The organism is Pseudomonas sp. B414 (assembly GCF_055408445.1).
Genome location: NZ_JBUZTQ010000003.1, coordinates 70,168 through 94,265, shown reverse-complemented (window position 1 = coordinate 94,265; position 24,098 = coordinate 70,168). Strand labels below are relative to the sequence as shown.

Here is a 24,098-nt window from a genome sequence, read left to right as displayed (position 1 = left end):
GGTACTCACTACAGGAACGCCCATGCCTACAGTCACCTCAACAGCTTCACCGGCAATGCCCCTGATCCCTGCCGAAAATGCCGTCAGGGCGCAGTTCGCCAACCCTCCTTCCCTCGAATCCGTTGCCCGGCAAATGCTCGTCGAGGCCATCGCCCAGCAATATCCCTCGCTGACAATCGACCTCAACCGCACTCGGCTGGCCGTGCCTTACCCACAAGGCGGCTGGGCACTGCAGCCATTGATGACGCGTGTGACCGATTACCTGGGCACCGGTGCCGAACTGAACCTCAGCCCGGTCAACGGCCAGGCCTATTACCTCACCGAAAACGCACCTGACTGGCTCACCGTCCCTGAGGGTGAGCTGGATATGAAAATCATCGAGAAACTGGTCAAGGAGTTGACCTGGCGCTTGCCCATTGGCCTGGAGAATGCGCTGACCGCCTTTTGGGGCCAGGACTCGGGCAGCGGCGGCAATCGCTGGCAGTGGCTCAGTGATGTGCTCAAGGACACCCTGAGCATCAGCGCCCTTCAACAGCCCGACCTGACAGATGCCGCTCGCGCAGCGCTTTACCAGGTCATCAACTTCCCTGAACGCGAAGAGCGCATCCGCGAATACGGTGAGGGTGCCGTGCGCGCCTACTGGCTAAAATTCACCCTGATGAGCGCAGGCCAGCCTCATTCCAGGCTCAACTCAAGCATCGTATTTGCCAACGCCGAGCAACTGCTGGAGTACAAACCGGGCGGCGCCACGCGTCTGTTCAAGGACATGGATGCACTCAGCCAGAGCTTGACCGCTCAAGTGCACCAGCAATATAGCGTTGAGGAAATTCACCTTGAACGCTTCGAGCTGGAGGGCAATGCGTTTGACGCCTGTGCCGCGACCATCCTGAACCAGCAGTTGGCGGATCTGCGCTTGCTGAAACTGCCCGCCAGCATTGGCTGGCGAGCGCTGCAAGCGGTGTATCTGAAGATAACCGACCCGGCTGATTTTTTCGTCGAAGCGCCCAACGCCAACGTCGACACCCTGCAAGCCCTGAAAAATCACCTGCCCGACTGGCTGACAAACGCAAGCCCGACAGACCAGGCACTCTATCGCCAATACAGTCTTGCCTTGTCTGGGGTCAAAACCCTCAACAAGGGGAGAACCTGGCTTTGGGGCCTGTCCGATATCCATTCCTATGCTGGCGATGTATTGCAGCAAATCCTGCTGTTCGACCAGCAACGCTTCGCGCAGGACACCCTCGCTCACTCTGGCGATGAAATACTGCACCCCGATGATATTGAGCTGACATTTCTTGTCGTGACCGGCCTGCCGGATACCGTCGGTATTGTGGAGCCACTTACCATGAGCCTGACCGAGCTGGCCGTGAAAAACCTGCTCGGCATGCCCAAAGGCCCATTAACCCTGCGCCACCGCCTTGACCTGAACCTGCCCACCTGGCTGACCCCCGAATACATTACCCGGCGCGGCGGCTTGATCGAGCAGGCCAATATCGGCAAGGCTTACCCTGAGCGGGTCGAGAGCGTATTGCTGGGCAATACCGCTGACGCCCGAGCGAGGGAAAAACTGTTCGCCCAGCACACCCGCGTACAACTGCCTCTGCAAGCACTGGAGTCAGCGCTCAAGCAGGAGAACGGCGTGACAGCACTCGGTGCACGCTATGTAGCGGCGCTGGTGCAACCCGGCGAGACTGGCCGCCGGGTCAACGACACCGCCGTGATCATCAGGCACCTGGCGCTGGTGCGTCAGCCAGGGGCCGCGCCCGACATCGTCAGCAATATGTACCTCATTGAAGCCGACGATACAGAGGTCGGCCCGCACCTGTTGTACCGACCGCTCTACAGCCCGTCACTGCTTCAGTTCCCTACTCGCGCAGCACTGCTGGAGGCCATCGCCGAGCCCGGCGAGCTGCAAGACAGTCTGTTGATCTGGCTCGACGACATTGACCGCCCCATCTACGCCAACGGTGGCATCAAGGAGCCGCATTACCTGCGCTTTGGCCTGGGCAGTGAGTCCGCCCCCATTGAAACTCCACCGCCCGCGCAGCTTGCAACCGACGGCGCCAGCAGCGAGTTGCAGCAATACCTGAGCAACGGCCAGTTGATGCAGTTTCTCTACGGCAACCATGCCAGAGCCCTGGTGGCGCTGGCCGATGCTGAGTCTGTGTCGAACAGCGAAAGTCGCTGGGCGGTATTTCTTGAAGGGGCAAATCTGCTTTTCAACACCTTGCTGTTACTGCCCGGACTGCCCCGCCCGCTGATGCTGACAGGCGGGCTGCTGAGCCTGGTCCATGCCGCCAGCCAGGATATTGCAGCATTGGCCAGTGATGACTCGGCGACCCGGGAACTGGCTGCAGCCGATGTACTGCTCAACATTGGCATGCTGCTTTTTCATCAATCCATCAGCGCCTTGCCCCGCCCTCATCCATTGCCCGAGCACGTTCTGCCCCTGGCCCTCAAGCCGTTGGCGCCAGCGCGTATTGAGCAGCAATGGCCAGAACCGCCCGCCCCAAAAATACTCTCGGGTACCGTTGCTCTGGCCGGTGAATTCCCCAATGGCCAAAGTACCGCGCTGGACTTCAGCTTTTTCGGCGCCCGCAATCACCTGACTCCCAGCCAGAAACAGCGCCTGGCCACATTCAAAGTGGCACGACCGGAACCCCTGCCCCCCGCACAGCCCACCGGCCTGCACAAAGGGCAGTTGCGTTTTGAACAGCGCTGGCATGTCCTGATTGATCAGGACCTGTACCCCGTCGATATGGACCCCAGCGGCGCGGCCATGATCGTTTCAGCGTCCGACACCACCCGTCAGGGCCCTGCCTTGAAGTCGGACAGCGCAGGCAACTGGTCGCTGGACCTTCGCCTGCGCCTGCTGGGCGGCATGCCTCCCAGGCGTATTGCCGAATACCAGCAAAGGAGAACAGACCGGATAAACCAGCTGGAAGAGGAGCTTCAGGCTTTTTTCAAACAAGAGGAGCCACTGCACAAAGCCGTCGACATTACCCAGTCGGCCTTGATCCACGCCAAAAACGACCCGCGCTTTACCCCTGAGCAGGTCGCAGCACTGGGAGAGAAATTTGAAGGTGCCCTGCAAAAACAGTTAAGCGCTTACCAAAAACTGCTTGAGAGCAACAAAGAGCGGATTGAACTACAGGTTCCCTTCCATGAGCGGATTGTGATTTCGTTGCTGCAAAAGCTGTTCGACAACCTGATCCAGTTTTTGGCGCGCTCGGCAAACGAACAGGTTGCCCTGCTCCAAAAATGGCCACTGTTTTCCAGGCCCGGGCTAGAACTGGAAAGAGCGAGCGACGCAAACCCTGAAGGGTTTATGCAATTTATCAAAGAGCAGATAGCCCTCAACGAACGCACCATCCAGCGACTCGAACTCAGGAACACCTATATCGATCAGCTGTACAACCTCAGCCCCGCAGGTGCTACCGCCGCCGAGCGCATGACCTCGGTCCTGTCCAGAAATGAGCACACCAGCCTGACCCTGAAAGCCTTCCAGCTCGATTGCCTGAAGCTGGCCAGCTCCAAGACCTCAGCCGGAGTGCTGATCGAGAACAGCCTGGATCATGCGATTGACCCACTCAAAGAACATATCCATACCCACAACGAACTCAATACCCTGGAGTTCGACACCAGCAAACGCCTTGAGGTACTGGACAGCCTGGTCCAGCATTACGGCCAGGCCCTGGATGCCGTGCAAGGGCTTGCCATCATCAACGCTGCCGAACTGGACCCTGAATACTTCAACAAACTCCGCCAACTGCTTGAAGAGTTCTATCAGGACGCGACGATGCAATTGGCAGCAGAGATCAAGCCCCCGTCAAAACCGGGCAGACGTTCGCGCAAGCGAACCCCTTCAGGCGCAGGCAAGGCACCACGCAAAGTGATCAATGTACAGGGCAAGGGCAAATTGATCGGCGAGGTAAAAGCCCCTGGCACGGAATGGCCAATTGAGCTCATCGAGGTACGTTCCGATTACAACAACCAATTGCTCTCGACCTACTCGCAACACGGCGAGGAGTGGGTTGTGGTTCAGACAACGGCCCCGCAATCGCCCATCGAACGCCGAGCGTTGAATGTCATTAAAGGCGATGCACGCAGGCTGTTCGACCAGGTTGAAGAGCACTTGAACCGTGCCAGACAGTACAAGGCGCTGTGCCGGCACCCCGAGGAAATTGAAGAGATTTTGACAGTGCAGGCCACCAAGCTCGACAAACTGGCCACCGAGCTGCACTTCGCCCTGCTGGCTCAACCCCCAGCCGCCCGCCTGGCCAATGATCAAATCCTGATCGACAACTTGCGCAGCGCTTATCGACGCATGCGCACAGAAGGCCATGAACTGCGGACACAACTGAGCCTGGAATTGCCACCGACCCACGGCAACTTGCAGTTCCTGCTTGATCAGCGCCGTGTGCAAATTGCCAGGCTGGGGCCGCGAATCCAGCTACAGGGCGAGCGTCGTGACTTTATCCAGGAATACGCAGTCAACGATCGCCAGGGCGCTCCCCTGTGGTACGCCCATTTCCACTACCCTGCGGCTGACACCCCCGCCCGGGAGTACGTCGTCGCCCACCTGAAAACCCGGGCACAGCGCAGGCTCAGCTACTACTCGCAACTGGCCGATGCGCAAAACGGGCAAGCCATTGTCAATGTGCACCGCGGGCAGATCGGCAAAAAACTGGCGCAGCTGTGGTTTCTATCCTTGGGCGATGAGGCGAAGTAATCAGCCTGCGCAATGGCTCAGCGCGAGATCAAACGCGCCAGGCCATCGAGCAATCGCTGCAGGGCGCCCTGATTGGCCTGCATCACCTGCAGGCCAGCGTCGCTCATGCGCTGCGCGTCTTGCGGCAACTCGAACAGGCGCTGCACTGCTACCGCCAGGCCTTGCGCATCATCAACCTCTTCCAGCGCCCCGGCTTCGCGCAGCTTGGCGGCGATTTCGAGGAAGTTGAACAGATGCGGTCCGCTCAGCACCGGCTTGGCCAGCGCAGCGGGCTCCAGCAGGTTGTGCCCGCCGTTGGGCACCAGGCTGCCGCCAACAAAGGCGCTGTCTGCCAGGGCATACAAAAACAGCAGTTCGCCCATGGTGTCGCCCAGCAGCACTTGAGTCTGCGTGATGACCGGTTCGCCGCTGGAACGGCGCACAGTGGCAAAGCCTTCGCGCTGGCACAGCTCGAAGACCGAATTGAAACGCTCAGGGTGGCGCGGCACCAGAATCAGCAACGCATCGGGGTAATTGGCAAGGAATTGACGGTGGGCTGCCAGTACGATTTCGTCTTCGCCCTCATGGGTACTGGCAGCAATCCACACCGGCCGCGCCTGCGCCCGCCATTGATCGCGCAACTCCCGGGCATTGATCAGCAATTGCGGGTCAATGCTCAAGTCAAACTTGATCGAACCCGTGACCTCAACGCACTCCGGGCGTGCACCCAATTGACGAAAGCGCTCAGCTTCGGCCTCGGTCTGCACCGCGATCAGGCTCATTTCTTCCAGCATCGGCCGGGTCAGGCCGGCAAAACGGGCATAGCCTCTGGCCGAGCGGGCCGACAGCCGCGCATTGGCCAGTGCCACCGGGATACCGCGTTTGGCGCACTGGTGAATATGGTTGGGCCACAACTCGGTTTCCATGATCACGCCGAGTTTAGGCTTGACCCGCTCCAGAAACCGCGCCGCCGCCCACGGCAAATCGTAGGGCAAATAGCAATGCTGAACCCGCGGTTCATCGGCGAACAGGGCCTTGATCCGCTCTGAGCCGGTGGGCGTCATGCAGGTCACGGTAATCGGCAACTGTGGATAACGTTTGAGCAGCGCCCGAATCATCGGCGCCGCCGCAATACTCTCGCCCACCGACACGGCATGTACCCAGATCCCGCCCGGTTGCAGGGCGGGCAGATTTATGGCGAAACGCTCACCAATGCGCTTGGCATAGGCTGGCGCCTTGCGCGCCCGCAGCCACAAGCGAATCGCCACCAGCGGCAGCCCCAGATGAAACAGCAAGGTGTAGAGAGTTCTATTCATAGGTGCGGAGTTTACTTGAAAAAGTATTCACGATGATGGCACCGAATTCCCCCTGCCCTGTCGCAATCAGAACGCACTACACACTTTCACAACTACTAGAATACCTAGCTGTTAAATTGCCACGCTCCAAACTCAGGACTCCACCATGAACGCCTACTACTACTTGGCCATTGCCATTTGCGCCGAAGTGATTGCAACCGTCTCCATGAAAGCGATCAAGGGCTTCAGCACACCATTGCCCCTGATCCTGGTCATTGCCGGTTACGCCACCGCGTTCTGGATGCTGACCCTGGTGGTACGCACCATCCCGGTCGGTGTGGCCTACGCCGTTTGGGCGGGCATGGGGATTGTGATGGTGAGCATCGCGGCGCTGTTTATCTACGGGCAAAAGCTCGACGTACCGGCGATGCTCGGCATGGGCCTGATTGTATTGGGGGTAGTGGTGATCCAGCTGTTCTCGAAAACAGCAGGGCACTGAAATCCCTCACCCTCTGTGGGAGCGGGCCAAGACAGTGGCCGTGACAAGGCCAGTTTGATGATCAGCCTGTATACTCCCAGCCTTGTCTTTAAACGCTGAGGTCGCCCATGCCATCTGTTATTTCCACCGACGTGCTGATTGTCGGCGCTGGTGTTGCCGGCCTCTGGCTCAATGCCCGCCTGCGTCGCCAGGGTTTTTCCACGATCGTGGTCGAGCGCGAAAGCCTGGGTGGCGGTCAAAGTGTGAAATCTCAGGGGATCATTCACGGCGGCGCCAAATACGCACTGCACGGTGCGCTGACCGGTGCCTCGGAAGCCATTGCCGATATGCCCCGGCGCTGGCGCGAAGCCCTGGCCGGTGACGGCGAGCTGGATCTGAGCGGCGTACGCCTGCTCTCCGAAGCCCATTACCTGTGGTCGCCCGGCACACTGGCGGGCAACCTCACCAGCTTTTTTGCCAGCAAGGCCGTGCGCGGCCGGGTTGATCAGGTCAAGGGCGACCAGCTACCTCCTGCCCTGCAAGACCCGCGCTTCAAGGGCAAGGTCTATCGCCTGGCCGAACTGGTGGTCGATGTGCCGAGCCTGATCGAACGCCTGGCCGAGTTGGCGGGCGATGGCCTGCTGGCCGGGCAAACCATCGAACCCCTGCTGGAAAACAACGAATTGATCGGCCTGCGGGTCGACGGACGCGATATTCACGCCCAGCGCATCGTGTTCAGCGCCGGTGCCGGCAATGCCGAACTGCTGGCCAGCGCCGGTATCAGCGTCCCGGCCCAGCAACTGCGGCCGCTGCATATGGTGCTGGTCAAGGGCCCAAGCCTCAAGCCGCTGTACGCCCACTGCCTGGGCGGTGGCCCCAAGCCGCGCATTACCGTGACCACCCACCCGGCCGCCAATGGTGAGTGGGTATGGTACCTGGGCGGTGATATCGCCGAAGCCGATGGCGTTGCCCGCGAACCTGCCGAGCAAATCGCCGTCGCCAAAAAAGAATTGAGCAACTTGCTCCCGTGGGTCGATCTGAGCCAGGCGCAATGGGCCACCTTGCGGGTCAACCGTGCCGAGCCTGCGCAGTCGGGGCTGGTGCGCCCGGACAACGCCTTCCTTGCCGATCAGGGCCGCCTGCTGGTGGGCTGGCCAACCAAGCTGGCACTGGCGCCGGACTTCTCGGACCGCGTGCTGCAAGCGCTGGAGCACGACGGTATCAAGCCGGGCAATGTTCCGGCCCTGCCCGCGCTGCCGCGTCCGCCGCTGGGTAAAACCGCCTGGGAGCAACTGTTGCCATGAGCCAGCCAACCCTGCACGACCTGCATCGCCCGCTGGGCAGTACCGGCCTGCTGGTTTCACCACTGGGGCTGGGCACCGTCAAATTGGGCCGCGACCAGGGGGTCAAGTACCCCAGCGGCTTTCAGATCCCGGATGACGATGAAACGCGGATGCTGCTCAAGCTCAGCCGCGACTTGGGTATCAACCTGATCGATACCGCCCCCGCTTACGGACGCAGTGAAGAACGCCTTGGCCCGCTGCTACGCGGCCAGCGTCAGGACTGGGTAATCGTCAGCAAAGTGGGCGAAGAGTTCGTCAATGGCCAGTCAAGCCATGACTTCAGTGCCGCCCATACCCGGCTCTCGGTGGAACGCAGCCTGAAACGTCTGGAAACGGATTTTATCGATCTGGTGCTGGTGCATTCTGACGGCAATGACCTGGCGATTCTCAACGAGTGCGAGGTCTACGAGACGCTGGCCGAGCTGAAACGCGAAGGCAAGATCCGCGGTTTTGGCCTGTCGGGCAAAACCGTTGAGGGCGGGCTCAAAGCCCTGGAAACCGGCGATTGCGCCATGGTCACCTACAACCTCAATGAGCAGGCCGAGCGGCCGGTCATCGATTATGCCGCGGCACACGGCAAGGCCATTCTGGTTAAAAAGGCCCTGGCCAGCGGCCATGTTTGCCTGAGCCCGGGGGTTGATCCGGTGCGCGCCAGCTTCGAGCTGGTGTTTGGCCATCACGGGGTAGCCAGTGCTATTGTCGGTACCATCAATCCGCTGCACTTGGCCCATAACGTGGCGACTGTTGCGCAGGTTCTGCGTAAAACCTGAAGCCGCCGATGCGGCCGACCCCGACGCAAGGAGGAGCCGACATGCCGCGCATGCTGATCCGCAAGAACCCCAGCGACTTCAAGACCCTGCCGTTGTTTGTCGAGGCCACGCCTGAAGGCTTGAGCTATCAAAGCATCGGCATGCCGCTGAATTTCACCCAGACCCTGCAAAAACGCCGACCGGTCAAGGTTGCCGATAATGAGCGTTTTTCGCTGGAACTGGCCAACCTTGGCGTATCGGTGCGCCTGACCCTGCACTGGCAAGGTCGTGATTACTGGGTGCTGGTGCGCCAGCGCAGGCAGGACCGGGGCGATGTGGTGCTCAAGCTGATTTCCGGCTATGTACCGGCCCATGAGGTCAACCTGCCACTGCATACCGCCGTCCAGGAGATAGCCGAGGAGTGCTTGCTGGAAACCCCGGAAGGCTGGCTCAGCGGGCGGTTCAATGAAACGTGGTTACCAGCACCCTACGCTGGCGCGCTGCATTACCGCGAAGCCATGCCTTTTCGCCTGACGCCCCTGTCCGGTGCGACCAGGCCCGTAAGCTGCGGCAGCCAGCCCTTGCTGGAAAGGCCACGAACCTACGTGCACTTGCCCACGGCATCGCTGCAACTTATTTACGACCTGCGCCTGGAAGTGCCCAAGGAAGCCAGGTCCCTGAGCCTGTTTCACGTCGACGAACGGCTGGAGGGCGATCAACTGGTGGCCCGCCTTGATCGCAAGCGCCCGGACTTGTACCTGATTCCGCTGACCGACGGCCAGCCCTGTGCCGAGCTGTACACCCTGAACAAGGACCGTCTGCAGCCTGCCAGCACTCGTGGCGTGCGCCTGGCCGAGAGTTTTGCCCCGCAGGACGGCTGGGTGGTGCATGACGAGCGAATTCGCTGGAAGGATTGGCTCAGGCAGCAAGGTCTGGAGCCACACAAGCCAGAGTCAAGGCTCAAGCGCCTGACCGGCAAGGCGCGGCAGATCTTCAGGAAAGTGGTGACAGAACGGGCCACTAAATAACCTTGTGGGAGCTGGCTTGCCTGCGATGCAAGTAACATCATCGCAGGCAAGCCAGCTCCCACAGGTTTTGTACGATCTGTTACTGACCGCGGATTTTCTCGACAATTGCCGTGGTCGAGCTGTTTTCAACCAGCCCCAGCACTTTCACCGTACCACCATAGGCAGCGACGATATCGGCACCGACCACCTGATCGATCCCGTAATCGCCACCCTTGACCAGCACATCCGGCTTGACCTGAGCCAACAGGTTTTCCGGAGTGCCCTCAGGAAAGCTGATCACCCAGTCCACAGCGCCCAGGCCGGCCAATACTGCCATGCGCCGGTCAACACTGTTGATCGGGCGCCCAGGGCCTTTGAGACGGCTTACCGAAGCATCATCGTTGACCGCAACGATCAAACGATCACCCTGGGCCCGCGCCTGCTCCAGATAGGTCACATGCCCGGCATGCAGGATATCGAAGCAGCCATTGGTGAAGACGATTTTCTCGTTGTGTGCCCGCGCATCCTCGATAGCCAGCAACAGCTGATCGAGGCTCAGCACGCCACGCTCCGAACCTTCCGAACGCTGGATCGCCCGGCGCAGTTCCGGCGCACTGATGGCCGCAGTACCCAGCTTGCCGACCACAATACCGGCCGCCAGATTGGCCAGCGCCACGGCGTGAGGCAGCTCTTCACCGGCCGCAATGGCTGCGGCCAGGGTCGAAATAACGGTATCGCCAGCGCCGGTCACGTCAAACACTTCACGGGCACGGGCCGGCAGGTGCATGGCAGCGAAACCAGGGCGCAACAGGGTCATGCCATGCTCGCCACGGGTCACCAGCAAGGCACCCAGGTCCAGATCGGCCATCAGCTTGGCGCCTTTGGCCACTAGATCAGCCTCGTCCGTACACCCACCGACGATGGTTTCGAACTCGCTCAGATTAGGCGTGATCAAACTGGCGCCACGGTAGATCGAGAAATCCTTGCCCTTGGGATCAGCCAGCACCGGAATGCCTTTGGCACGGGCGGCCTGGATCAGCACCTGATGGTTTTTCAGGGCACCTTTACCGTAGTCGGACAGCACCAGCACCTTGATGCCTTCCAGCAGGTTTTCAACTTCAGCACCCAACGCCAGGGCGTCGGTGGCGAACGGTTCTTCAAAGTCGATACGCAGCAGTTGCTGGTGGCGGCTCATGACCCGCAGTTTGACGATAGTCGGCTGATGCGCAATGCGCTGGAACAAAGCACGAACACCCGCGCCTTCAAGCCGGTTGGCCAGGCTGTCGGCAGCTTCGTCGTCGCCGGTCACGCCCACCAATGAAGCAGGCGCGCCAAGCGCAGCAATGTTGAGCGCAACGTTGGCTGCGCCGCCCGGGCGGTCTTCGATTTGCTCGACCTTGACCACCGGCACCGGCGCCTCAGGGGAAATCCGTGAGGTCCCGCCATGCCAGTAACGGTCGAGCATGACATCGCCTACCACCAAGACAGGGGCTTGATCGAATCGCGGCATGGACAACTTCATGGAGAACCCACATACAAAATGAACAGGGGCGCGATATTAACACAGGGTGAACGCACGTCAGTTCACGGCATCAAACATCGCAAGGAAGGCCTGAGGGGACCGGATCAACAGCCCCCTGCAGGTTCAATCATAGTCCTCAGGCAATATCGCCGGAGGTCTCTGGAGCATCGAGCCCCATCGAGTGCAGACGTGCGTAGTAGCCGTTATGCGCCATCAGCTCGGCATGGGTGCCACGCTCGACAATCTGGCCCTGATCCATCACCAGGATCAGATCAGCCTTCTCGATGGTGGTCAGACGGTGCGCGATCACCAGCGTGGTGCGACCTTTCATGACGTGGTCGAGGGCTGCCTGAATATGGCGCTCGGACTCGGTATCCAGCGCCGAGGTGGCCTCATCGAGAATCAGCAACGGCGCGTTCTTGAGCAACGCCCGGGCAATTGCCAGACGCTGGCGCTGACCGCCGGAAAGCAACACGCCGTTCTCGCCAACCTGAGTGTCCAGGCCTTGGGGCAATTGCTCGATAAAGTCCATCGCGTAGGCATCACGTGCGGCTTTTTCGATATCGGCACGGGGAGCACCGGCCAGGTCGCCGTAGGCAATGTTATTGGCCACGGTGTCACTGAACAGAGTCACATGCTGGGTCACCTGAGCGATATGCCGACGCAGGTTAAGCAGGCGGTAATCCTCGATATCCACGCCATCGAGCAGGATCTCGCCCGAGCTATGGTGATAGAAGCGCGGAATCAGGTTCGCCAGTGTCGACTTGCCGCTACCGGAGCGCCCCACCAGTGCCACCATTTGCCCGGGCTCTGCCGTGAAGGTCACGTCCTTGAGCACCTGACGGTCTGTGTCCGGGTAAGTGAAGTTGAGATTGCGCACCTCAAGGCGACCGCTGACGTGGTCGCGCTCAACGGTACCTGTATCGACTTCAGGCTTCTCGTCCAGCTGTTCGAAGATGCTTTCAGCACCCGCCACACCTTTCTGGATCGTCGAGCTGACCTCCGACAGTTGGCGGATCGGTTTGGGCAGCAAGCCGGCCAGAGTAATGTAAGCAATCATGTCACCCGGCGACGCATCACCGCGCAGGTAGAGCACCAGGAACATCAGGACGCCCATGGCCACGTAGATGACCAGTTGCAGCATCGGGGTGTAGATCGCCCCGGTGCGGGTCATGCGCAGTTGTTTGTCGGTGTTGCTCTGGCTGGCCTGCAGGAAGCGCTTGCGCTCGTAAGCCTCACCGCCAAAACTGCGCACAACGCGATAGCCCTGGATGGTTTCCGAGGCTACGTGGGTCACGTCGCCCATTGCCACCTGGATTTTCTTGCTTTGCTTGCGGAATTTTTTGCTGGCCGTGCTCACCATTACCGCGATCAGCGGCAGGATCGCGACCATCACCAGGGTCAGGCGCCAGTTCATCCACAGCAACGAGCCAAACAGGAACACCACCGTCATGCCTTCACGGATCACCACCTTGATTGCATCGGTGGCAGCACCGGTGACCATGGTCACGTTGAAGGTGATACGGGAGATCAGATGGCCCGAGTTGTGCTTGTCAAAGTAGCGATTGGGCAACACCAGCAGGTTGTTGAACAACTGCACCCGCAGGTCGTGAACCAGGCCCAGGGACACCTTGGCCAGGAAGTAGTTGCCCAGGAAAGAGCCCAGGCCCTGCCAGGCCGCAATCAGGACAATCAGGATCGGTACAACCTGCAACAGGCGCAGATCACGCAAATAAGGTACAGAAGGAAACAGCACTGCGTCCGGATTGGACAGGCCATCGACGAAATACTTGAGGATGTAACCAAGCATTGGCTGGGTCGAAGCGAAAATAAGAAACCCGACGATGCTCAGCAGGAAAAGGCCGACATAAGGCCGGACATAGCTGAGCAGGCGCAGATATATCTTCAAGCTCGATTCGCTTGTGCTGGGGCTGGATTCGGTCATATCACGCGGCGGTTAGTAAAAAAGGAAGCTGACTTTATCACAGCTTCTCTGGTGTACTGACTGCCGCTTGTAGCACGGCCTCCCGGGGCAGTAAAAACGACACTACAGGGCCAGTACGCTAGTATGGCCGTCCAAAATCTGGAACGAACCTTTCAGCATGCAATTGAGCTACTTAAATTATTCAAAACAACGGGTATTTGATTTCATTTGCCTATGGCTGCTGCCTGTCGGCCTTTTATTACTTTTATCCGACCTTTATTTTCTGCCTGGACGAAGTCTGCATCACAAACTGTATTACGGGCTATTCAGCATTCCGACCCTGATCGCGATCATCTTGCGGCCCAAAGAGCTGAAGGACATGTTGCGCGAACCGCTCATCCTGGGCTTTATGTTGTTTGCCGCGTGGGCGATGGTCACCTTGATCTGGACCAACGGCGAAGAAGACGTCATGGGCTCGCTCAAACCGGCCCTGCACTTGCTGATGCTGTTTTGGGGCTGCACGCTGCTGACCAAATATCGCAGTGAAAGCCTGCAGCCGGTGTTCTTTGCTGCTGCAATCATTGCCCTGATCGCTACCCTTTATAACCTGTACATGTTCATCAGCCATTACGCCCCGGAAGACCGAATGATCGGCGCTGGTGCATTCGACAACCCACTGCTCAGCTCCCACGCGTTTGGCTTCTTTTGCATTTATTGGCTCACGCTGAGCATGACCTGCAAACGCCCGTACACCCTGCTTATCGCAGTACCTGCCTTTACCATCATGTTCGCTGCGCTACTGGCAACCGGCTCCAGAACCCCGCTAGTGGCCGTAGTCATGGCCATGATCTGGCTGAGCCTAGTCTGCTGGAACCGACGCTCACTCGCACTGATGAGCATGCTGGTCGCAGGCGGCATCCTGGTGATGGCACTGTTCTCCGAAATGATCATGAGCCGTGGCAGCTCGTTCCGTTTTGAGCTGTGGCAGTTGATGCTGGAGCAAATCAAGCTGATGCCCTGGATCGGGCATGGCTACGAATCGACCCTGAGCCTGGACCCAGGAGCGGGCTTCTTGCTGAGCGAGCCTCACAACTTCGCCCTGGGCGTGTTGTATTACACCGGCATTCTGGGCTTCACGCCTTGGCTGTTCATGCAGGTCTGGGCCTTGTACAGCAGCTGGCGCCATCGCGTGCAGCCGCTGTTCATCCTGGCTTCCGCCTGGCTGGTGTACGGCATTGGCGCCGGTTTGACCGAAGGTGGCGGCATACTGCCAAGGCCCAAGGAACACTGGTACCTGCTGTGGATTCCTCTGGCCCTGATTGCTGCACTGAGCATCAACCAGCGCCTCAAGAGACTGCGCAACAGACCTGTGCGCAATCTCTCCAAGGCGGCTTACGGCACCCTGTTGGCGAATGCGCAGATCATTGAAGAAGATGGTCTGGGGCCAAAAGTCCTGCGCCTGGATAACGGCAACTTCCTCAAGCTGTTTCGCGCGCGCCGCTGTTATACCTCCGGCAGTTTCAACCCTTACTCGGAACGCTTTGCGGTCAACAGTGAGCGTTTGCAGGCAATGGGTATTCCCGCACCCAAGATCCTCGACCTGTATCAACTGACTGACGGCAGCACCGCCGTGCTGTATCAGCCGCTGCCGGGCCAGACCCTGCGTCAGGTCATGCAGTCGATGGGTTCGCCCGCCATGCGCCAGGCATTGGTGGAGCGTTTCGGCAAGTTCTTGGCAGTGCTACATGACAAGGGCGTTTACTTCCGCTCCCTGCATCTGGGCAATGTTTTGCTGATGGACGACGGCGAATTCGCCCTGATCGATATCGCCGACATGCACCTTTACCCTTCATCGCTCAGGGTCGCCTTGCGTCAGCGCAATCTGCGCCATATGCAGCGTTACCCCGAAGATCGTCGCTGGCTGTTCGATGAGCAGCTACAAGCGTTGCTCGACGGCTACGCCACCTTGGCTGACCCACAGGCCGTCAGCAGCCTGAGCCAGCAGATCAGACAGTTGGGCACGGCACACGCTGCGACCTGACATGATTGCAGGGAGCACCAGTCGGTGCTCCCTGCAATACGCCGGATCAGGCTTTGCGCCTGGCGGCGTATGCCAGAAATCCTTCGATATTGTCACTGCACAACTGGGTGACCGCCTGTTCGATTTCAGCCTCCGGCCACTCCCACCAGGCCGCTTGCAACAGGGCCTGACGCTGCTCCTCAGGGAATCTCCAGCGCAGGAACTTCGCCGGATTGCCTCCCACCACCGCATAAGGTTCAACATCACGGGTCACCAGCGCACCCGCCGCGACAATTGCGCCGTGGCCGATGGTGACACCCGAAAGCACCGTGCTGTTGGAGCACAACCACACATCGCTGCCCACCACCACATCGCCACGAGTGCCGTTGTAATCGGTGATGTGCTGCGCAGCTTTGAGCATGGCCGGGAATGGATAAGTCGTCACCCAGTCAGCCCGATGGTGCCCGCCCAAAAAGATATTCACACCCTCGGCAATCGAGCAAAAAGCACCGATGCGAAGGGTTGAGCCTTCTTTCCAGTCATGCACCTTGGGCAGGCCATAACTGCCCCGCCCTATTTCATATTCGGGATAGCACTGTTTGAAACGGGCCACTCCCCGCTCGATTTTCGGCAACTTGCGGATCGCGCGCTTGGCGCGCTTCTCCCGAAAACGTTCAATCCAGCCCATGAGCAGCCCCTCGCCTCAGTCTTTTTCCAGCGGCGAAAAGTACAGACGCCCCAGGCCACGCCAGGTTTTGCCCGTCCACTGTTTGAAAGGAATCTGCGCCAACAGCTCACGGGCCAGGGCGCGATTGCGGTTGGAGGTTTTCAGAAACATGGAGTTGAGGAACTTGTAGCGCACCTCGTCATACAAGGGGTGATCGCTGAACTGCGCATAGATACGCAGAATGCTGTCGATCATGAAGCGATGATTCTTGTAGGAGTTGGTGGCGTGCTTGCGATAGCGCGCCATCACCACGTTCAGGCCGTCGATAAAGTACCCGGCGTGAGTAATCTTCAGCTCGATATACAAGTCTTCCAGGCGAATGCTCGGGTCAAAGCCGCCCACCTTGTCCAGCGCTTCGCGGCGGATCATCAGGGTTGGCGCAGGCGGATACGGCTTGCGCTCAAGGAACATGTCGTCGAAATCCAGACGCCGGAACGGCACGTCACGGCGCTGGCGCTTCTCCGGGAACAGATTGCCGTCAGCATCGATCAGCTCGATATTGCCCGCGCAAATGCCCACTTCCGGCTTGCCATCCATGTAAGCGACCTGAACCGCAATGCGGTCCGGCATCATGATGTCATCGGAGCCGAACGGCACAATCAGGCTGCCCTTGGCTCGGGCGATGGCGCCGTTCAGGGTGTTGGTCAGCCCCTGATTCTGCTGCACCCGAAAGTCGAAACCATGTACGGCCTGCAAACGCTGGATGCGCTCAACACTGTCATCGGGCGAGCCATCATCGATCACCAGCAATTCAATGTTGGGATAGGTCTGATCCAGAACACTCTGGATGCTCTGCTCGATGTAAGGGCCGTGGTTATACGAGGCAATGATCACCGTTACCAGGGGTTGTACGTCTGTCATGGGTGTTCCTTGCGTGCCTGGCTGAGGCCAGAGTCAATCAAATCCAGATACTGCTGACGGAACACCTCAATATCGTGGTGCTCCTGCAAATAGCGATAGGCCTGTTCGCCCTTGGCCTGCAGGGCTTCATCCGACAGGGCCAGGTATTCATCCAGCGCAGCGGTCAGGGTTGCCACATCGCTGGGTTTGACGGCCAGACCACCAGCCCCCTCGATCAGCGGCAGCATGGCCGGTACATTGGTGGCGATTACCGGCAAATGCCCGCTCATGCCTTCAAGCAATGCCAGCCCAAGGCCTTCGGCCAGTGAAGGCATGGTCCAGATATCGAATGCACGCACGTATTGCAGGGCGTTCTCCTGGAAACCCAGCAGGTGCGCACGGCCATTGAGGCCCAACTGTTCGATCTGCTCGCGCAAGCGCGACTCTTCACGCCCGGCACCAATGATTGCCAATTGTGCTGTCGGGTATTTGTCTTTCAGAGCCGCGAAGGCTTGCAGCAAAAAGCGATGGCCCTTGATTGGTACCAGACGCCCCAGGGCACCGATCATCCGCGCATCCTGATCCAGCCCGAGCTTTTGCCGCGCTTGCTGGCGCGGCAGCTGCAGGGCTTCGGCCTGCTCGATGTCGATGGCATTGGTGATCGCGTAGGTGTTTTGCTCGGTGAAACCGCACTTGCAGTCCAGCAGGTACTGCTTGACCGCAGGTGACACGCCGACAAAACGCCAGGCCTTGTCGATCAGACGCTTGGCCTGGCTGCGCCGATAAAAACGGTCGTACTCGCCAAAGCCATGGGAAATCCCCACACACAGAGGGATTTTCAACCAGCGGTTGAGTTGCAGCATCATGTTTACCGGCTTGAAGCGGTTGCAGATCACTACATCGAACTGCTCTTTACGGCAGAACTTGTACAGCGCCCACATGGCCCGCAGGCGCATGCCCTTGAGCGACTTGTCGCTGAACTCGAAATACACCGAATGATCGGCCTTGCTCACCGGCTCACCCGGGCCCGGGCGACCGCGCAGAAAAGCCGCGGTCACTTCGTAACGCTCACTGGGCAGCGCCCGCACGATCTGCTCGGCGAGATCGGCAAAGTCATGGGATTTAACGTTGTAATCGGGCTGTAATTGCAAAACCTTGGAACGCTTCATAACTCTCCCCGGTGAAACCCGGTGGCATCAATAACCCAGGCAGGCTCTGCGGCCAAACGCTGGATTGCAACTGGATCAGGAGTGGGTAATTTCGCCCACTCATTACGCTTCCAGCACACGAAATGAAAGTAAGGAAAGGTTTGCTCGCCGTCACGATCATTCTTCAATATGCCATTATTCCAGAACCACTTGCCGGGGAAGTTATCAGTGCCGTCATGCCACTTTATACAGCCGCCCGGCGTGCTGAATGCCTCAGTGAACTCGCTGGTACGGCGTAGCGGGTTGAGTTTGCCTACCAAATCGAACAGCGGTTTGGGCAAGTTCTTGCGCCAGAGGAAGATCCGGCTGAAAGCGCCTTCGTCCAGCGCATGATGCTGATCGTCGGTAAAACGCTGTTGCCAGTTCTCTATCTTCATAAACAGTTCGCGCTTGCAGCGCGTGTTGCGCATCAGACACAGATGCCCCGCAACTCGTCGCTCATGGGTCGAAAACAGGTCAAACCTGGCAAGACGTTCAGCTGTGAAATAACTACGCAAATCGCCGTATATCAGGTCGATATCGCCAAAGGCCCAGAAGTCATAACCTTGCAGACAGTCTTCATGGATATAACCCAGCGCCGGTTTGATATCGCACAGCTTGTAGGCATTTTTTGGAGCGAAATTGATCTGCAGGCGCTGCGAGACCTTGCTGCAATAATCAGCAAAGCTGATGGTCTGGACTGTCACGTTGGCGGGCAGGTTTTCAGGCACCCCACAGTCACTGAAAAACTGCCAGTCAATATCAGGGTTGTGCCGACAGCTTTCCAAAAAAAACGGCATCCAGAACGGCCATTGGCCGAAGTACGGGATAATAAATAAAATACTGGGTGATGGATTTATCACAGGGAACTCAATGTAAAGGTCGAGATTAGGGCCAATGCTATGGCCCTGCTTGCTGTCTTTTTATTATTTGAGTTGCCAGAGCAACTCATGACGCCTGACCGCTTTGCGGAAAAACTCGTTCTCACCATAAGGTGATGGCTTTCTGCCTGCAAGGAGCTGCTGTATCGAACGGCGCACCCGCCGCTTGAGTGCAGCCCGGGGTTGCAGGTCATGCATCATGCCCAGCGCCATGGCCTTGTCCCGCTGCTGCTCAAGGGTCAACGGCAGGCTGCAGGGGCGCAGGCTGAGCGAAGCATCGAACACTGGCGGCAAGGCAATGCCATCGCCGCTGTTGCCCATTGGCCAGCGGTCGTTGTCATGCAGGTGGTTGGCGTAGCCAAGCACTGTGGTCGGTTGCCACTCCAGACCTTCGAGGGCTTCAATCACGGCCGCATGGGCACAGATATGATCCGGGTGCGGGTCTATCGAAGGGTGCGGAAGTACGATCACTTCAGGGCGCGCGCGCAGAATCAGTGCACGCAGATCGGCCAGCAGATTATGCCAGGTCGGTGCGCCATCCAGATCACCGGGCAGCGTAAACGGATTGAATTGGCGAAACAGGCGGATATCGCTCAACTCGGCCTCGCGCGAAGCCATCGGTTGATCGGGCGCGGCTCGCATGGCAGGCAATTGCAGGCAGAAGTAGCCCAACTGTGCACAGTGGGTTTCAGGCACACCGGCCCAGCGCGGCACGGCCATGCTGTCCCAGGCGCGCAAACGGCCCTTGAGCCGGGCCGCTTCGGCGCGGTCAAGGCCCATCTGCCGATAATGCTCAGCTTCGATCTCGCCTGCGGTCAGGGTCACGATCCAGGCCTCTTTGGCCTGGCTGTAGAGCCCGAAAGCAGCCAGTTCGGCATCATCCGCGTGAGGGGCAATGACCATCACACGCTGCTGGCGATAGTCGGGCTGCTGGAAAACCCACAGCTGCGGCTGCCCCATGACACGGCAAAAACGCCCGCGCACACGCAGTGCACCCGCCACCAGAGCCGGGCCGCAGCCGCTCAGGTTCAGATAGCGCAGGCCGTTGACACCGCGCTCGAAGTTTTGCCGGTCGCTCGATTCGCCGCCCGTCAGTTGCACATAGGGGTCAACAAAACGCCCCAGCCAGCCACTTTTCACCTTGATCGCCAGAATCAGGGTTTCATCGCCAGCCAGGCTTGGCGGCTGATCCACAATCAGTTTTTCGCCCTCGAGGCGTGCCGCCGGACGCAGGCTGTCCGCCGGGAAGTTGTACTGATAATCGTCTTTGGGTGAATAGAACAGATGGTCGGCAAACCAGGCTTCATGGGCCACCCAGCCCAGTACCGCCAACACCGGTGGCAACCACCAGGCCAGCAGTACGCCACTGGCGATCAACACCAGCAGGCCGATCAGCAGGCTGATGCGTTTGTTGCGCCGATGACGCTTGAGGAGCTGTTGTTTGCGACTCATGGGCTGGCTCATGATTTGGCTCTTGTGCTTGATCACCCCTGTGGGAGCGGGCTTGCTCGCAATAACATCAACACGGTCCAAAAGGTAAACCGCGTCGCCTGCATCGCGAGCAAGCCCGCTCCCACAAGATTTGTGTTTCAGACCCGGAACACCGGCACCGGGTTGCACCAGCGCTCCTTGTACTCGCGGTCGGCGCGGCCGAACGAGAAGCGCAGAGGTTTGTTGACGCTGCGGGCCTGCTCCCACGCCGATTGCGTATTGAGAAAGCTCAACACACTGCCGGGGCTGAATTCACGGGTTTCAGGGTCGACGCCACCATTGACGTATTCGACGCTGATCCAACCAGGCGATTCAACTCGATACACCAGCTGAATGGCAATCGGTGCATTGTTAAGGAAGATTACCGAGCCAATCAGCAGCTCGCGCAACAGCTCGATCACTTCGGACATCCGTTCAGCACCGGTGGCGACAAAGCCCCAGCGGCGTAAAAACAGATCGCAATAGATGCTCGCAAGCTCGACGCTGCTGAACTCCGACACCGGGCGCACCACACCGCCCGCCTCTTCCAGCAAACGCAGCTCGCGGCGCTGGTTGTAGCGGAATTTTTTCGACAGCTCTTCCGGCGTACGAGCCATGGCCAACTGCTCGGCCTGGGGCTTGAGGGTGCTGAAGCGGCCTTCGTTGAGTTGCGACAGATAACGCCCGCGATGACGCAAAGGCACCGCCGCATCCGCCGCCGCAGGCAGGATCAGCTCGGCATTGCCCAGATCGAACAGGCCTTTTTTGCCATGACGCTTGAGCACGTCCTTGGACAGGGCCAAATCGCGCCCCCAGGTCGGAATCGCCGCTTTCAGCTCCCCGCCCTGCTCCCAGGCCAGATAACGCACCGGGATGCCCGCCAGCTGTGCCAGACGCTCGACCACCAGTGGATGGGTGGCAACACTGCCACCAAAACGCTGCCAGGCATCGGCATAAGTGTCGCAATCCACAACGCTCCAGCCGCGCTCGCGCCAGCCTTGAAATCGATTGAGCATCAGGACCCCGCAGTCAGGTCGGTGACTTGCGCCAGGTGCCAGAATGTATTGCGCACGGCCTGATCGCTGAATCGCTCATGCAAGCGCTCAAGCATCAGTTCGGCGCAAGCCATGCGCTGTTCATCATCGAGTTGCGCCAAGTGTTGCAGGCCCTGGGCCAGATGCTCGGCATCGCCCAGCGGAAACAGAATCCCCACGCCTTCAACCACTTCCTTGGCACCGCCACAGGCGGTGGCCAGCAACGGTACACCTGCGGCCATGGCCTCCAGCAGCACCATGCCGAACGGTTCGTGGTCGGAACTCAGGGCAAATACGTCAAAGGCCCGGAAGTAGCGGCGTGCATCGGGCACCTGGCCCAAAAACAGCACCTGCTCGCCAATCCCCAGCTCATTGGCCAGCTCTTTCAGGTCCTGCTCCAGACGGCCCTTGCCCATGATCACCAACTGACTGTCAGCCGGCAGATCGGGCAACGCCCTGGCAAAACCACGGATCAGTGTGGCCTGGTCCTTGTCCGGATGCAGACGCCCGACGTTGCCGACAATAAAGCCATCGACCGACAGCCCCAACGCCTCACGAGCCGGAGTGCCGGACAATTGCCCCGCTTGTACGGCATCGATATCGATACGGTTATAGAGCGTGCTGATACGACCTGTGGGCCACTTGGGCAGGCAATGGCGCATGTCATCACGCACGGCATCGGAAACCCCGAGCAGGCTCAAGCGCTTGCGAAACAGGTTGGCAAACAGCTTGCGGCTGCCCCGCTTGTAATCACCAAACGCGTGATGCACGCCGATCACCGGTAAACCGGTGGCCAACAAGGCGATATAAATCGGCTTGAAGCGATGGGCGATGCAAAAACTGAAATTGCGCGACGCGGCGATCTTGCGCAGTTTCGCGATGGCACCCAGCTTCAGGCCACGGATGGCCTTTGAGCTGAACTCCATAAACAGCACTTCATCAGACGCACAGCCTGCGGCGACTTCAGGGTCGGCCGCCCCGGTCAGAAAGACCGTGGTGACCTTGTACCCGGTACCGGCAAACAGGCTGGCGTACTGGCGCGCGCAGTCCAGAAACGGCCCGTCATAGCCGTGGCAGAACTGCAGCACATGACGCTCAGTCGAGCGATTCATAAGTCTCGGCGCCGTCTTTAACTACCAGAATATCTTCCATGATCAGGTACTGCAGATCGGAACCGAAGAACATGTTCAGCGCGTCAGTCGGCGAGCAAACCATCGGTTCGCCACGGCGGTTGAGCGAGGTGTTCAGCGACACGCCGTTACCGGTCAGCACTTCGAGCGCCTTCATCATGTCGTAGTAGCGCGGGTTGTATTCGCGCTTGAGCACCTGGGCACGGGAGGTGCCATCTTCATGCACAACCTCCGGCACGCGGGTTTTCCACTCGTCCGACACTTCAAAGGTGAAGGTCATGAAAGGGGCCGGGTGATCAACCTTGATCATCTGCGGGCCAACGGTGTCGAGCATCGACGGGCAGAAAGGCCTCCAGCGCTCGCGGAACTTGATCTGTTCGTTGATACGGTCAGCCACGCCTTCGCTGCTCGGGCAACCGATGATCGAACGACCGCCCAAAGCACGCGGACCGAACTCCATGCGACCCTGGAACCAGGCCACCGGGTTGCCATCGACCATGATTTTGGCGATTTTCTCCGGGGTGCCTTCGATCTTGCGATACGCAGGCTTGCCCGGGTGACGGGCACAGGCCGCGATCACGTCTTCGTTGCTGTACGCAGGGCCGAGGTAGACGTGCTCCATCTTCTCGACCGGCACGCCGCGGGCGTGGGACACATACGCTGCGGCACCCACCGCAGTACCGGCATCGCCGGACGCAGGCTGTACGAACAATTCTTTGACTTCAGGGCGGGCAATGATCTTCTGGTTCAGCTTCACGTTCAACGCGCAGCCACCGGCAAAGGCCATCTTGCCGGTTTCCTTGAGAATGTCGCCCAGGTAGTAGTCGATCATCTGCAGCGACAGTTTTTCAAACAGCGCCTGCATGCTGGCCGCGTAGTGGATATACGGCTCGTCGGCGATATCGCCTTCGCGCTTTGGCCCCAGCCACTCGATCAGTTTTGGCGAGAAGTAGAACCCCTTGCCCTTTTCCTTGTAGCGACGCAGGCCGATCACGTTGGCGTATTCGGTGTTGATCACCAGTTCGCCGTTTTCAAACGAGGCCAGACGCGAGAAATCGTATTTGCTGGCATCGCCGTACGGCGCCATGCCCATCACCTTGAATTCGCCGTCGAGCATCTCGAAACCGAGGAACTCGGTGATCGCGCCGTACAGGCCGCCCAGGGAGTCGGGGTCGAAGAATTCCTTGATCTTGGTGATCTTGCCGTTTTCGCCATAACCGAAGAAGGTCGTGGCGTACTCACCCTTGCCGTCGATCCCCAGGATCGCGGTTTTCTCTTTGAAACCCGAGCAGTGGTAAGCGCTGGAAGCGTGAGCCAAGTGGTGCTCGACCGGTTCGATCTTGATTTTTTTCGGGTCGAAGCCCAGTTGCTCAAGGCAGAACACGATCTTGTTGCGATAGCGCTTGTAGCGACGGTTGCCCATCAGGATCGCGTCAAGGGCGCGGTCCGGGGCGTACCAGTAGCGCTTGGCGTAGTGCCAGCGGGCCTTGCCGAACAAGCTGATCGGTGCGAAAGGGATCGCCACTACGTCAACGTCGGAAGGCTTGATACCCGCTTGCTCAAGGCAGAATTTTGCGGATTCGTAGGGCATGCGGTTCTTTGCATGCTTATCGCGTACGAAGCGCTCTTCTTCAGCCGCCGCTACCAGCTTGCCGTCGATATAGAGGGCTGCTGAGGGATCATGGCTAAGGGCGCCGGACAGGCCAAGAATCGTCAATGCCACAGGTTGGGCCTCTTTTTGAATGCAGGCAGGCGGCGGGCGCCTGAAAAAATGGTGTGC

The 24,098-nt window shown here is 59.2% G+C and carries 17 protein-coding genes; 6 read left to right on the top strand and 11 right to left on the bottom strand.

All coding sequences use genetic code 11. The features are described 5' to 3' along the window. Window positions 1-22 precede the first annotated feature (22 nt). Complete coding sequence (locus ACZRMH_RS03945; RefSeq protein ID WP_464012264.1) at window positions 23-4,732, top strand: dermonecrotic toxin domain-containing protein; 4,710 nt, start codon at window positions 23-25, stop codon at window positions 4,730-4,732. A 17-nt stretch (window positions 4,733-4,749) separates the two neighbouring features. On the opposite strand, the gene waaA is transcribed toward ACZRMH_RS03945, so the two are convergent. Further along, window positions 4,750-6,027, bottom strand: a complete 1,278-nt coding sequence (gene waaA, locus ACZRMH_RS03940; RefSeq protein ID WP_464012263.1) for a lipid IV(A) 3-deoxy-D-manno-octulosonic acid transferase — start codon at window positions 6,025-6,027, stop codon at window positions 4,750-4,752. Between the two features lie 145 nt (window positions 6,028-6,172). On the opposite strand from waaA, the gene ACZRMH_RS03935 reads away from it, so the two are divergent. The 4 genes from ACZRMH_RS03935 (at window position 6,173) to ACZRMH_RS03920 (ending at window position 9,604) form a co-directional block, all read left to right on the top strand. Then, window positions 6,173-6,505: a DMT family transporter gene (locus ACZRMH_RS03935; RefSeq protein ID WP_094991926.1), complete on the top strand. Its 333-nt coding sequence runs from the start codon at window positions 6,173-6,175 to the stop codon at window positions 6,503-6,505. A 107-nt stretch (window positions 6,506-6,612) separates the two neighbouring features. After that, a complete protein-coding gene (locus ACZRMH_RS03930; protein WP_464012262.1) occupies window positions 6,613-7,788 on the top strand; it encodes an NAD(P)/FAD-dependent oxidoreductase in 1,176 nt (391 codons plus the stop codon). Continuing rightward, window positions 7,785-8,597: an aldo/keto reductase gene (locus ACZRMH_RS03925; RefSeq protein ID WP_464012261.1), complete on the top strand. Its 813-nt coding sequence runs from the start codon at window positions 7,785-7,787 to the stop codon at window positions 8,595-8,597. Before ACZRMH_RS03930 ends, ACZRMH_RS03925 begins: the two co-directional genes overlap by 4 nt. A gap of 41 nt (window positions 8,598-8,638) precedes the next feature. Beyond that, complete coding sequence (locus ACZRMH_RS03920) at window positions 8,639-9,604, top strand: metal ABC transporter ATPase (RefSeq protein WP_464012260.1); 966 nt, start codon at window positions 8,639-8,641, stop codon at window positions 9,602-9,604. 79 nt (window positions 9,605-9,683) lie between these two features. Here ACZRMH_RS03920 and hldE read toward each other — a convergent pair whose 3' ends face one another. Next, the gene (gene hldE / locus ACZRMH_RS03915; RefSeq protein WP_464012259.1) at window positions 9,684-11,105 is read right to left on the bottom strand and encodes a bifunctional D-glycero-beta-D-manno-heptose-7-phosphate kinase/D-glycero-beta-D-manno-heptose 1-phosphate adenylyltransferase HldE; all 1,422 of its coding nucleotides are present in this window, start codon (window positions 11,103-11,105) and stop codon (window positions 9,684-9,686) included. A 136-nt stretch (window positions 11,106-11,241) separates the two neighbouring features. Continuing rightward, window positions 11,242-13,050: a lipid A export permease/ATP-binding protein MsbA gene (msbA, locus tag ACZRMH_RS03910; RefSeq protein ID WP_464012258.1), complete on the bottom strand. Its 1,809-nt coding sequence runs from the start codon at window positions 13,048-13,050 to the stop codon at window positions 11,242-11,244. Between the two features lie 157 nt (window positions 13,051-13,207). Here msbA and ACZRMH_RS03905 point away from each other — a divergent pair, with 157 nt between their 5' ends. Next, a complete protein-coding gene (locus tag ACZRMH_RS03905) occupies window positions 13,208-15,070 on the top strand; it encodes an O-antigen ligase family protein (RefSeq protein ID WP_464012257.1) in 1,863 nt (620 codons plus the stop codon). Window positions 15,071-15,116: 46 nt separating this feature from the next. Here the strand turns inward: ACZRMH_RS03905 and ACZRMH_RS03900 are convergent, their stop codons facing one another. The 8 genes from ACZRMH_RS03900 to ACZRMH_RS03865 all read right to left on the bottom strand — a co-directional run bounded on the left by ACZRMH_RS03900 (window position 15,117) and on the right by ACZRMH_RS03865 (window position 24,041). Then, window positions 15,117-15,737 (bottom strand): CatB-related O-acetyltransferase, encoded by a 621-nt coding sequence (locus ACZRMH_RS03900; protein ID WP_464012256.1) that lies wholly within the window; start codon window positions 15,735-15,737, stop codon window positions 15,117-15,119. Window positions 15,738-15,752: 15 nt separating this feature from the next. Continuing rightward, window positions 15,753-16,637 (bottom strand): glycosyltransferase, encoded by an 885-nt coding sequence (locus tag ACZRMH_RS03895; protein ID WP_464012255.1) that lies wholly within the window; start codon window positions 16,635-16,637, stop codon window positions 15,753-15,755. Further along, the gene (locus ACZRMH_RS03890; protein ID WP_464012254.1) at window positions 16,634-17,785 is read right to left on the bottom strand and encodes a glycosyltransferase; all 1,152 of its coding nucleotides are present in this window, start codon (window positions 17,783-17,785) and stop codon (window positions 16,634-16,636) included. The genes ACZRMH_RS03895 and ACZRMH_RS03890 overlap by 4 nt, the downstream gene beginning before the upstream one ends. Beyond that, a complete protein-coding gene (locus ACZRMH_RS03885; RefSeq protein WP_464012253.1) occupies window positions 17,782-18,666 on the bottom strand; it encodes a DUF6625 family protein in 885 nt (294 codons plus the stop codon). Before ACZRMH_RS03885 ends, ACZRMH_RS03890 begins: the two co-directional genes overlap by 4 nt. 63 nt (window positions 18,667-18,729) lie before the next feature. Beyond that, a complete protein-coding gene (locus ACZRMH_RS03880; protein ID WP_464012252.1) occupies window positions 18,730-20,136 on the bottom strand; it encodes a PIG-L deacetylase family protein in 1,407 nt (468 codons plus the stop codon). A 137-nt stretch (window positions 20,137-20,273) separates the two neighbouring features. After that, window positions 20,274-21,170, bottom strand: a complete 897-nt coding sequence (locus ACZRMH_RS03875; RefSeq protein WP_464012251.1) for an antimicrobial resistance protein Mig-14 — start codon at window positions 21,168-21,170, stop codon at window positions 20,274-20,276. Next, on the bottom strand, window positions 21,170-22,300 hold the full coding sequence (locus ACZRMH_RS03870) for a glycosyltransferase (protein ID WP_464012250.1): 1,131 nt from the start codon (window positions 22,298-22,300) through the stop codon (window positions 21,170-21,172). Before ACZRMH_RS03870 ends, ACZRMH_RS03875 begins: the two co-directional genes overlap by 1 nt. Next, entirely contained in the window at window positions 22,284-24,041 is a 1,758-nt protein-coding gene (locus ACZRMH_RS03865; RefSeq protein ID WP_019825376.1) for a carbamoyltransferase family protein, read from the bottom strand. Before ACZRMH_RS03865 ends, ACZRMH_RS03870 begins: the two co-directional genes overlap by 17 nt. Between the last annotated feature and the right edge of the window lie 57 nt (window positions 24,042-24,098).